General features: G+C 58.6%; 9 protein-coding genes. 2 read left to right on the plus strand and 7 right to left on the minus strand.

Features of this window, described 5'->3' with window-relative positions; all coding sequences use genetic code 11:
• Positions 1 to 75: 75 nt before the first annotated feature.
• Together T18_RS02435 and cysG are read right to left on the minus strand one after the other, a co-directional pair.
• Positions 76 to 390 (minus strand): DUF2849 domain-containing protein, encoded by a 315-nt coding sequence (locus T18_RS02435; RefSeq protein ID WP_003512933.1) that lies wholly within the window; start codon positions 388 to 390, stop codon positions 76 to 78.
• A complete protein-coding gene (gene cysG / locus T18_RS02440; RefSeq protein ID WP_038490913.1) occupies positions 383 to 1,846 on the minus strand; it encodes a siroheme synthase CysG in 1,464 nt (487 codons plus the stop codon). The genes T18_RS02435 and cysG overlap by 8 nt, the downstream gene beginning before the upstream one ends.
• A gap of 262 nt (positions 1,847 to 2,108) precedes the next feature.
• Between cysG and T18_RS02445 the strand changes: the two genes are divergently transcribed.
• Positions 2,109 to 2,696, plus strand: a complete 588-nt coding sequence (locus tag T18_RS02445) for a deaminase (protein ID WP_038490910.1) — start codon at positions 2,109 to 2,111, stop codon at positions 2,694 to 2,696.
• 64 nt (positions 2,697 to 2,760) lie between these two features.
• On the plus strand, positions 2,761 to 3,606 hold the full coding sequence (gene mazG, locus T18_RS02450; protein ID WP_038490907.1) for a nucleoside triphosphate pyrophosphohydrolase: 846 nt from the start codon (positions 2,761 to 2,763) through the stop codon (positions 3,604 to 3,606).
• A 201-nt stretch (positions 3,607 to 3,807) separates the two neighbouring features.
• Here mazG and hflX read toward each other — a convergent pair whose 3' ends face one another.
• The 5 genes from hflX to T18_RS02475 all read right to left on the minus strand — a co-directional run bounded on the left by hflX (position 3,808) and on the right by T18_RS02475 (position 10,810).
• Positions 3,808 to 5,232 carry a GTPase HflX gene (gene hflX / locus T18_RS02455; RefSeq protein WP_019565550.1) on the minus strand — a complete coding sequence of 475 codons (1,425 nt, stop codon included), beginning with the start codon at positions 5,230 to 5,232 and terminating at the stop codon, positions 3,808 to 3,810.
• Between the two features lie 108 nt (positions 5,233 to 5,340).
• Positions 5,341 to 5,583 (minus strand): RNA chaperone Hfq, encoded by a 243-nt coding sequence (gene hfq, locus T18_RS02460; RefSeq protein WP_003496145.1) that lies wholly within the window; start codon positions 5,581 to 5,583, stop codon positions 5,341 to 5,343.
• 184 nt (positions 5,584 to 5,767) lie between these two features.
• The gene (gene trkA, locus T18_RS02465; protein WP_003512920.1) at positions 5,768 to 7,144 is read right to left on the minus strand and encodes a Trk system potassium transporter TrkA; all 1,377 of its coding nucleotides are present in this window, start codon (positions 7,142 to 7,144) and stop codon (positions 5,768 to 5,770) included.
• 50 nt (positions 7,145 to 7,194) lie between these two features.
• Positions 7,195 to 8,559, minus strand: coding sequence for a sigma-54-dependent transcriptional regulator (locus T18_RS02470; RefSeq protein ID WP_003512918.1), 1,365 nt, complete (start codon positions 8,557 to 8,559; stop codon positions 7,195 to 7,197).
• The gene (locus T18_RS02475) at positions 8,549 to 10,810 is read right to left on the minus strand and encodes a sensor histidine kinase NtrY-like (protein WP_038490904.1); all 2,262 of its coding nucleotides are present in this window, start codon (positions 10,808 to 10,810) and stop codon (positions 8,549 to 8,551) included. Before T18_RS02475 ends, T18_RS02470 begins: the two co-directional genes overlap by 11 nt.
• Between the last annotated feature and the right edge of the window lie 39 nt (positions 10,811 to 10,849).

The following is a 10,849-nucleotide window of genomic DNA, read 5'->3' on the forward strand; positions in this document are numbered from 1 at the left end:
CCTGATCGCGAAACTGTGCCACGCGGCCTTCAACAAATGCGTGATCGAACTCGTCGTAACGGTACATATTCTTCCTCAGACTGCGATGAATGCTGCATCGGCCGGCTTGAAGCCGTTGGCATAGTGCATGGTCGGGCCAGCGGCGCGAATGCGCTCACGAAGCCGCGTCGGCCAAAGCTTGCCATTCTCCTCCACCACGTCGATGACATTCACGTCAACGACCTTGTTGGCGGAAAAATCCCGCTTGCCGATTTCCTCGAACGAAGCGACGGCCTCTGCGTGGCGGGCGACGATTGCGTCCTGCAGGTTCTCCGTCCATTCGCCATTGGCATCGAGCCATACAGCGATCCCATCGCCCAGGCGGTTGGCGGTCAAAACCTTGTCAGCCATTTGCATACTCCCTTTTAAGGTTCGCTGGCCGCGCAACAAGCGCGAGCGCCTCGGACCTGTCAAAATTGGCGCCCGCCACCGCATCGCCGATGATGACCATGACCGGACCGGTCAGTTCGTCGCGATGTTCGAGGTCGGGCAGATCGTTCAAAGTGCCATGCAGCAGGCGGCGGTCCGCGCGGCTGGCATTTTCGATGACGGCTACGGTCGTTTCCACGCCGAGACCTGCCTCTATCAGCCTCGTCGCGACCGACGCGGCAACGCTGCGGCCCATATAGACAGCAATGGTAGCACCGGAGACGGCAAGCCGCGCCCAGTCCGGCAGGACATCGCCAGTCAGATCGTGGCCGGTGGTGAAAATCAGCGACGAAGCGACACCGCGCAGCGTCAAGGGCAATTCGAAATCCGCAGCAGCGGCGAAGGCGGAGGTAATGCCCGGAACGATCTCGTAACCGATACCGGCATCGCGCAGCGCCGCCATTTCCTCTCCCGCCCGGCCATAGACCAGCGGATCACCGGATTTGAGGCGCACGACGCGCTTGCCGTCTTTACCAAGACGCACCAGCAGGCGGTTAATCTCATCCTGCGACTTGCTGTGGCAGCCCTTGCGTTTGCCGACGGACAGCCGCTCGGCGTCGCGGCGCCCCATGTCAACGATTGCCTGCGGCACTAGCGCATCATAGACGATCACATCCGCTTCCATCAGCACGCGCTGCGCGCGCAGCGTCAGCAAATCTTCAGCACCGGGACCAGCGCCGACAAGCCAGACGCGGCCTTCGCTGCGCTCGGGCGATTGCAGCAAACGGTCAGCGGCATGGCGGGCGGATGATGTATCGCCGAGAGCGACGGCATCTGCGACAGCACCGGAAAAAAACCGGCGCCAGAAATTGCGCCGCAACGCGCCCTTGGGAACATTCTGCTCGGCGGCGTCACGATATTGCACGGCGAGACGCGCAAGCTTGCCCAGCGACGGAGACAGCATCTGATCGATACGCGCGCGGATCATCTGGGCAAGAACCGGGCCGGCGCCTTCGGTGCCAATGGCGATCGCGACGGGTGCGCGGGCGACGAGTGCGGGCGTGAAGAAATCGCAGAACTCCGGCTGATCCACCGCATTGGCGGGGATTTTCTTGGCGCGCGCAGCCAAAACGATCTCACGGTCCAGTGCCTCGTCTCCAGTGGCGGCAAAAACCAGCGTCGCGCCTTCAATCAGCTGGCTTGCGAAACCCAAAGCCCGATGATCGATGCCGTTTTCGCTGATATAGCGCGCAAAATCTGCTTCCGGCTCGTCGGCATAAGCAATGATATGTGCATTGGTATTGGCAAGCAGCCTTACCTTCGCAAAGGCCTCGTCGCCATTGCCGAAAACAGCGACCTCCCGTCCCTCAACCCGGAAGAACGCGGGGAAGGTCGAAAGGCGATCGCCAGAAGCGGAAAAATCATGTTCGTTGTGCATCGGGCATTTATCCCGCATTGCGGCGCAAGATTGAAGAAACAGAAATTCAAGCCTTTCCGACACCTGGATTTTTATTTCTCGAACACCCCTGTTTTTGAGGAAAACTAACCGGCGCACCTTTATCAACCCTGTCGAACGCCTCTAAATCCCATGAGAATCCCTTGACAAACCAGGCCCTCGCGCCGAACAAGAAGGGACTATTTTCGTCGATATCTCCATGCAAAAACCGCTTCGCCCTGAGGCGGCACGAAGGATCAGACCCTTGACCAGCTCGACAATTGCCGCCCGTCTTCTCGATGTCATCGAACACGATATCCTGCCCCTGACGGCACGCGGCGTCAGCCTCGGCAACAAGGTTTTCGGTGCGGCGATCCTGCGTAAATCCGACCTGTCGCTGGTGATCGCGGAGACGAATAACGAGCTGGAAAACCCGCTCTGGCATGGCGAAGTGCACGCGCTGAAGCGGTTTTACGAGCTGGGTGAGAAGCCGAACACCAAGGAATTGATTTTCCTTTCCACCCATGAACCCTGCACCATGTGCATGTCCGCCATCACCTGGGCCGGCTTCGACAATTTCTACTCCTTTTTCAGCCACGAGGATTCGCGCGACGCTTTCGCCATCCCGCACGACCTGAAAATCCTCAAGGAAGTTTTCGGGCTGGAGCCGGGCGGGTATCGCCGCAGCAACGCCTTCTGGAACTCTTTCTTCATTGCGGATCTGGTGGAGAGCGAAGACGATCCGCTGAAGACCGAGCTGAAGGCGCAGACGGCCCGCATCAAGGCTGCCTATGACGAGCTTTCCACCAGCTATCAGTCATCGAAGAGCGGCAACGATATTCCGCTGAACTAGAGCATTTCTAGACGGTTGTCCGCCTGGATATGTATGAAAATAAAGAACGAAGGTTTGAAAGACTATGGAAGCCTCGAAGGATATTTCCCGCCTGATCGAGATCATGGAAGCCCTGCGCCAGCCGGAAACCGGCTGCCCCTGGGATGTCGTCCAGACCTTCGAGACGATCAAGCCTTACACCATCGAAGAGGCTTATGAGGTTGCCGACGCCATCGAGCGCAAGGATATGGACGATCTTTGCGAAGAACTGGGCGACCTGTTGCTGCAGGTGGTTTTCCATGCCCGCATCGCCGAGGAACGGGGCGAATTCGCCTTTGGCGACGTGGTTGAGGCCGTGACGTCAAAAATGATCCGCCGCCATCCGCACGTCTTTGCCGTTTCCGCTGCCAATACGCCTGACAGCGTCAAGCTGCAATGGGACCAGATCAAGGCCGAGGAAAAGCGGGAGCGTGCGGAACGCCGCGCCCGCCGCGGTATCACCGAGGATTTCAAGGCCGGCTTTTTAGGCGGTGTGCAGCGTAGCCAGCCGGCTCTGACCGAGGCTCTCAAGTTGCAGGAACAGGCTGCGCGCGTCGGTTTCGATTGGTCGGATCCAGCCCCCATTCTCGACAAGATCGAGGAGGAAATCGCCGAACTGCGTGAAGCGCTGGCGGAGGGAAAGCCGGAGAAGGTCTCTGATGAACTTGGCGATCTCATCTTCGCGCTGGTCAATATCGGCCGCCATGTAAAAGCCGATCCGGAAGACGCGCTGCGCGGCACCAATACGAAATTCCGCAGGCGTTTCAATCACATCGAGACGTCGCTCACCGAAAATGGCGAAACGCTTCAGGAAGCGAGCCTTGAGAGAATGGAAGACCTGTGGCAGGCGGCAAAACGCATAGAACGCTCGCTGAATATGGTTTCGTCCTGATCATCCGGATATGCCGAAAAATTCAGAGCGCCCGGTGCTTTCGACAGTGGTGACGAAAACCTAAAACCTCTCCTGCGTCATGCTCGGGCCTCTCCCGAGCATCTGCGACATCCTGATTGTATCTCTGTGTCTAGATCCTTGGGACAAGCCCAAGGATGACGTTGAGTATAAGGGAATATACCGCAATCGTTCTCGGAGCGTTTACTGCTCCCAGTCTTCCCGCTCGCGGATGGTTGCCTTTCCAAGCTTCCGTTCCAGCTCGGTGGCCTGCGCTTCCGACAGGCGCACATCAAGGGAAACCGAACCGTCCTCATTGTCTTCGCGGCTATCCACGATGGAGTTGCTGTAGACCCATGAGATCAGCGGCAATTGCTCGACGGAGAGGACGACAGTCGTTTCCGTCAGGACACCTGACAGGCGGCCGGAAATCTCGTCCATCAGGGCATCGACGCCCTCGCCCGTGACCGCCGAAACGGCGCGAATATCGGAGCGGCCCTCGGCACGTTCAATGATGGCGTCATGCGCTTCTGGTTCGAGACGATCGACCTTGTTCCAAACCTCGATGATGCGCTTTTCGGCTTCCTTTTCGTCGATGCCGAGATCGCCAAGAATGCGCAGCACATCGGCCGACTGGGCGGCATTATCCGGATCGGACATGTCGCGCACGTGCAAAATAAGATCGGCTTCCAGCACCTCTTCCAGCGTTGCGCGGAAAGCGGCGACGAGATGTGTCGGCAGATCGGAGATGAAACCGACGGTATCGGAAAGGATAACCGTGCGGCCATGCGGCAGCTTCATGCGGCGCAAGGTTGGATCGAGCGTCGCGAACAGCATGTCTTCCGCCAGAACGCCAGCGCCGGTAATACGATTGAACAGGGTGGACTTGCCGGCATTGGTATAACCGACCAGTGCCACGATCGGATGCGGCACCTTGCGGCGCTTGGCGCGGTGAAGCTGGCGGGTGCGCACCACCTGCTCCAGCTCGCGCTCGAGCTTGACGATGCGATCCTGCAGCAGCCGACGGTCGGCCTCGATCTGCGTTTCACCCGGACCGCCCATGAAGCCCGCGCCACCGCGCTGGCGTTCAAGGTGTGTCCAGCTTCTGACGAGGCGGCCCTTCTGATAGTTCAGATGCGCAAGATCGACCTGCAACGTGCCTTCCTTGGTGGAGGCACGGCGGCCGAAGATTTCGAGGATCAGGCCCGTCCTGTCGATGACCTTGGCATTCCACTGCTTTTCAAGATTGCGCTGCTGCACCGGGGTCAAAGGATGATCGACGATCACCAGACCGGAATTGGTTTCATCCAGAAGATGGCCGATTTCCTCGATCTTGCCGGTTCCAAACAAAGTCGCCGGACGCGGCTGGTTGACCGGCACGACAAGACCTTGCGTCACCTCAAGATCAATGGCGAGCGCCAGCCCCTTTGCTTCCTCAAGCTTGGCCTCAACAGACCGTACAGGAGAAACCGGACCCGCCACCGCATCACGGCTTTCGCGCTGCTGCTTGAGGACAGGCACGATGACCACCGCACGCATGTCGTCGCGGTGCTTTTCCTGTTCGGGAATGATCGATTCGTTCGAGGTGTCGCGCGTCGTAATGGGTTCAGCCTTATCAAGAAATGACATTGCAGCCGACCGCATCCGTGCGGACGACTATCTGGATTAACCTGATTGAACCGGAAATGTTCCCGGTTCAGGTCAGCTTATATCGAAGATACCGTTGAGGGAGCCTGATCAGGCTGCGCCTTCTTCGCTCTCGAACATCTGCATCGGCTGGCCGGGCATAATGGTGGAGATCGCATGCTTGTAAACAAGCTGCGAGTGACCGTCACGGCGCAGAAGCACGCAGAAATTATCGAAGGAAGTGACAACGCCCGTCAGCTTGACGCCGTTGATCAGGAAAATCGTGAGCGAAATCTTTTGCTTACGAACGGTATTGAGGAAAAGATCCTGAAGGTTTTGAGAACGTTCCGCCATGGCGCCGCTTCTTTCTTTTTTGCCGGCAGGGATACCGGAAAATAATCAATCAATAATAAGCCGGCCGAGTCTAGTCCCCCGCTTGGCCGACCTGCAACTCTGGTATCAAATCGTGTCCTGTTCCGCAACGGCGAAAACAGCCGAATGAGTACGAGTATTGACCTGCTTTTTCGATTCGAAACAGTCAGAAATATTGTATCGAAACCCGGAAAAGCTGTTCCACGTCGCGCACCGCATCGGCAGATGCAAACAGCACGACGCGGTCCTTCGCCTTGATCTTCGTGCTGCCGTCCGGGCGGATCACCACACCGTCGCGATAGATCGCGCCGATGCGCACGCCATCAGGCATATCGATGTCACGGAAGGACTGGCCGACGAGCGGCGAAGTCTCCAGCGCCTCTGCCTCGATTACCTCCGCCGAGCCGCGCTGAACGGCATAAACCGACCGGATACGGCCCTTGCGCACGTGCTGGAGCACGCGCGAAATGGTAACGGCCCGGGGATTGATATAGGCGTCGAGACCGAGTGAATCCGCAACCTCGTGAAAGGACGAGCTGTTCAACAATGCAAGGTTGGATTTGCAGCCAAGCTGCTTCGCCATCACCGCCGCCAGTATATTGGTCTGATCGCTGTTGGTGAGCGTCACGATCAGATCCGCATCCTGAATATCGGCCTGCAGCAAAATCTTCTGGTCCAGCGCCGAACCATGCATGACAATGGTGTTGCTGAGCTGTTCCGATGCGGCAATAGCCCTGTCGCGATCCGCCTCGATGATCTTTACCCGCGTCTTAGGCTGCAACTCCTCGATCTTCTGCGCGACGAAGTGGCCAATATTGCCGGCGCCCGCAATCACGATGCGCTGCGCCTCCTGCTCCTCATGGCCGAAGAGGCCAAGGGTGCGGCGTGCGTGCTGGCGCTGACAGATGACATAAGCGAGGTCGCCGACGCGCAGCTGCTCGGAGGAGTGCGCGACCTTAAGGATGCCGTTCCGGTAGACACCCACCACGGTTGCGATAAGGTCCGGAAAGAGGTTGGAAAGCTGCTGCAGCGGCGTGTTGATGACCGGGCAGTCCTCCATGCACTCGATTGCCAGCATGAAGACCGTGTCGTCGGCGAAACGCACGACATCGGTGGCACCCGGAAAGGCGATGCGCCTGAGTACCATCTTGCCGACTTCGACTTCAGGCGAAATCGTCACGTCGATCGACATGTTTTCGCGGCTGAACAGATCGGCATATTCCGGTTTCAGATAGCTTTGGTCGCGGATGCGGGCGATCTTGGTCGGAACGCTGAACAGCGCATGCGCAACCTCGCAGGCGACGATATTGATCTCGTCATGCAGGGTCACGGCGATGATCATGTCGGCCTGGTCCGCACCCGCCTTTGCCAGCATGTCGGGATGGGCGCCATGACCAACATAACCGCGCACATCCAGCGTCTCTGTAATGGCGGTAATGAGGGTCGCGGAGGTATCGATGACCGATACCTCATTATCCTCGCGCGACAGTTGTTCGGCGATGCCGTAACCCACCTGCCCTGCGCCGCAAATGATGACTTTCATGCTGTCTCTCTGACGGAATAATCGATTACGACGACTTGGGCCTTCGTGTCTTATACGCCGAGAGATTTCAGTTTGCGATGCAGTGCCGATCTTTCCATGCCGACAAATTCCGCCGTTCGCGAAATATTGCCGCCGAAGCGGTTGATCTGGGCGACCAGATAGTCCCGCTCGAACATTTCACGTGCTTCGCGCAACGGCAGGGTCATGATGTGCTGATCGCCTTGCGCCGAAATCTTCGGCAGCATGTCGCCAATATCCGCCGGCAACATGTCTGCCGAGATTGGTGCCTCACCGCCTTCGGGGCGTGCCAGAATCATCAGCCGCTCGATATTGTTGCGGAGCTGGCGAATGTTACCCGGCCAATCATGCGTCTGGAGAACGGCCATGGCGTCATCGCCGATCTTGCGCGGGCGGATGCCGGCCTGTTCGGAAATCTGCCGCATGAACATGTCGACGAGGAAAGGAATATCCTCACGCCGCTCGGACAGCGCCGGCACCTTCACCGGCACCACGGCGAGGCGATGGTAAAGATCTTCGCGGAACTGGCCTTCGGCGATCAGGCTTTCGAGGTGATGGGCGGTCGAGGAGATGATGCGCACATCCACCTTTACCCGCTTGCCGCCACCGACACGCTCGAACTGCTGATCGACCAGCACGCGCAGGATCTTGTTCTGGGTTTCGCGCGGCATCTCGCCGACTTCATCGAGATAGAGAACACCGCGATGGGCCTCTTCCAGAGCGCCCACCTTGCGCGGCTGCCCGGGCAGGCCTTCCGTACCGAACAAGGCGATTTCCATGCGGTCCGGCGTGATGGTCGCAGCGTTCAGCGCAACGAAAGGTCCTGTGGCACGCGAGGATTTCTTGTGCACCATGCGAGCCACCAACTCCTTGCCGGAACCGGAGGGGCCGAGGATCATGATGCGGCTGTTGGTGGGCGCCACGCGGTCAATTGTCTGGCGAAGTTGGGAAACCGCAAGCGACGCGCCGACGAGTTCAACCGCGTCGCCAGTGCGCTTCTTGAGTTCCTGCACCTCCCGCTTCAGCTTGGAGTTCTCCAGCGCGCGTTCGGCAATCAGGATCAGGCGGTCTGCCTTGAACGGTTTCTCGATGAAATCGAACGCGCCGCGCTTGATGGCGTTGACGGCGGTTTCGATGTTACCATGACCGGAAATCATCACAACAGGGATATCAGGATGGCGGCTCTTGATCTCGTCCAGCAGGGCCAGACCGTCGAGCTTCGACCCCTGCATCCAGATGTCGAGAAAGATGAGACGCGGAACGCGTTCAGAAATGGCGGCCAGCGCGCTGTCGCTGTCGAACGCCATGCGCGTCTCGTGGCCTTCATCGGAAAGAATACCCGCTACGATTTCGCGAATGTCCGCCTCGTCATCCACGACCAGAATATCAGACGCCATATGCTGCTTCCTTGTTATTTTTGCCGCCGACCGCCTCGATATAGGGCAGCAGCACTCTGATCATGGCACCGTGGCCATGGTCGAACTCCGACGGGGCATCGTGGAGTTCCAGATACCCGCCATGCTCTTCGATGATTTTCTTGACGATGGCGAGGCCGAGGCCCGTGCCCTTGTCCCGCATCGTCATATAGGGTTCGAGAATGCGATGACGGTTCTCGACGGGCAAGCCTCTGCCATTGTCGATGATGTCAGCCACGAACCGCGAATTGGCCTCGTCGAAGGATGCGCGCACCAGGATTTTGCCTGGCCGCTTTTCGCCTTCCACTGCCTCGATCGCTTCCGTTGCATTCTTGATGAGATTGCCGAACGCCTGTCCCAGCATGCGGGCATCGAACATGCCCTCCAGCGGGACATCGCCAAATTCCGTGGAGAATTTCGTGTCTGCGGCGCTTATTTCGCGCAGGAATGCCGCGTCCTTCAAGATCGAACGCAGGTCCGACTTTTCCTTCGTGGGCTTCGGCATGCGCGCAAAGGCAGAGAATTCATCCACCATCCGGCCGATGTCACCAACCTGCCGGACGATGGTGTCCGTACACTGGTCAAAGATGGCGCGATCGTTCTCGTCGATCTGCTTGCCGAAGCGTCGTTTGATGCGCTCGGCAGAAAGCTGGATAGGTGTCAGAGGATTCTTGATCTCATGCGCAATACGCCGCGCGACGTCGGACCAGGCGGTCGAGCGCTGGGCAATGACGAGATCGGTGATATCGTCGAGCGTGATGACGTAGCTGTCGCGGCTGTCGCGCGCGTCCTCACGGGTCACCTGCACATTGAGCGTCCGTTCGGTGCCGCGCCGCATGATGTTGATCTGCTTGCGGAAATTGCCGCGCGACCAGGTGTTGGCCTCTGTCACGACCTCTTCGATTTCAGGCGCAATATCAGATAGTTGCGCACCGATAAGCTGGTCGGAGGAAAGCGCCACGAATTCTTCAGCCGAAGGATTGACGATGGTGATCCTGCGGTTTTCATCAATGCCGATAACGGCGGCGGTAACGCCCGACAATACGGCCTCGATGAAGCGGCGGCGATCATCGATGTCGTCTTTCGCTTCAATGATCTGTTCCTGTTGGCTGCGCAGTTCCGAGACCATCTTGTTGAAGGTGCGCGACAGGCGGCCAACGTCGCCATCGATGGCGCGAACGGGAACCAGCACATGCATGTTTCCGGTGGCGACACTGTCTGCGGCGCTGATGAGGAGACGGATAGGACGCACGATACGGTCGGCTACCGCAATCGCGGTCCAGATCGCCGCCAGAAGTACGATCAGCGCGAAACCGAGATAGAGGATTGCAAACGCAATCTGCAACGGCGCACGGCCGGCCTCCATCGCCTTGTATTCGGCGCGGTTCTCTTCCATCAGCCGCATCGCGCCCATTACCTTGGGATCGACGGCACGCACGGTGTAAAGAAACGTACCGCTGATGCCCTCGAGCTTGATGATGGCGCCGACGAGATTGGTGATGCCAGGCGGAATAAGGGTTGGTTGACCAGCGGCGGCCTTTTCAAGCGCATCGTGCGGAATGGCCGGAAGCGGCTTTTCCGTCTTGATATCGGCTTGCGCGACGGCGTCGCCGTCTTCCTGCACCAGGAATGCGCCGAGAAGACCGCGGCCCTTGGCCTGACGGGTCATGAGATCGACGAAGCCGGTGCGGTCGAGATAAAAGAGCGCGCGATTGCGGTCGAGGTCGGTGGCCATCGACAGGGTCTGTCCCTGAAGATAACCGGCATTCTCCATCATATAGGCCTGGGCGATATTGCTGGAGGAATCGACGATCGACTGGGTACGTAGCGCAAACCAGCGGTCGAGACCGACATTCAGCGTCAGACTGGCGAAGATGGCGACGAGAACAGCCGGTGTAATCGCAACGATGGAAAACAGCACGACGATGCGCACATGCAAGCGTGCCGCCGCCCTGCCCTTTTTCCGCGCTTTCAGCAGGCGGTTGATTTCCCGACCGATGAGAAAGATCAGTCCGATCACAAAGACCGAATTGATGACGACCGAGGCGATGACGACATTCGATGTCGGCGCAATCGGTGTTACGCCCAGAAGCACGAAAAGTGTCAGTATGGCGCAAACAAGGGCGACACCGGCAAGCACCAGCCCCGGCAGAGCGAAAGACATCCTGCGATCGGCTACCACCATTCCCGCTGCGTCTTCGGCAACGGCTTTTTCGGCGGCGGGTTTCCGCATGCATTTCTCCCAATCGCTGGCTAGCCAGCACCACATTCA

This window comes from Rhizobium sp. TBD182, from assembly GCF_001950375.1.
GTDB classification, from domain to species: Bacteria; Pseudomonadota; Alphaproteobacteria; order Rhizobiales; family Rhizobiaceae; genus Agrobacterium; species Agrobacterium tumefaciens.

Excerpts from the sequence above, each read along its gene's own strand:
- T18_RS02475 (WP_038490904.1), bottom strand. The coding sequence starts at position 10,810 with ATGCGGAAACCCGCCGCCGAAAAAGCCGTTGCCGAAGACGCAGCGGGA.
- T18_RS02470 (WP_003512918.1), bottom strand. The coding sequence starts at position 8,559 with ATGGCGTCTGATATTCTGGTCGTGGATGACGAGGCGGACATTCGCGAA.
- mazG (WP_038490907.1), top strand. The coding sequence starts at position 2,761 with ATGGAAGCCTCGAAGGATATTTCCCGCCTGATCGAGATCATGGAAGCC.
- T18_RS02435 (WP_003512933.1), bottom strand. The coding sequence starts at position 390 with ATGGCTGACAAGGTTTTGACCGCCAACCGCCTGGGCGATGGGATCGCT.
- cysG (WP_038490913.1), bottom strand. The coding sequence starts at position 1,846 with ATGCACAACGAACATGATTTTTCCGCTTCTGGCGATCGCCTTTCGACC.
- hflX (WP_019565550.1), bottom strand. The coding sequence starts at position 5,232 with ATGTCATTTCTTGATAAGGCTGAACCCATTACGACGCGCGACACCTCG.
- trkA (WP_003512920.1), bottom strand. The coding sequence starts at position 7,144 with ATGAAAGTCATCATTTGCGGCGCAGGGCAGGTGGGTTACGGCATCGCC.
- hfq (WP_003496145.1), bottom strand. The coding sequence starts at position 5,583 with ATGGCGGAACGTTCTCAAAACCTTCAGGATCTTTTCCTCAATACCGTT.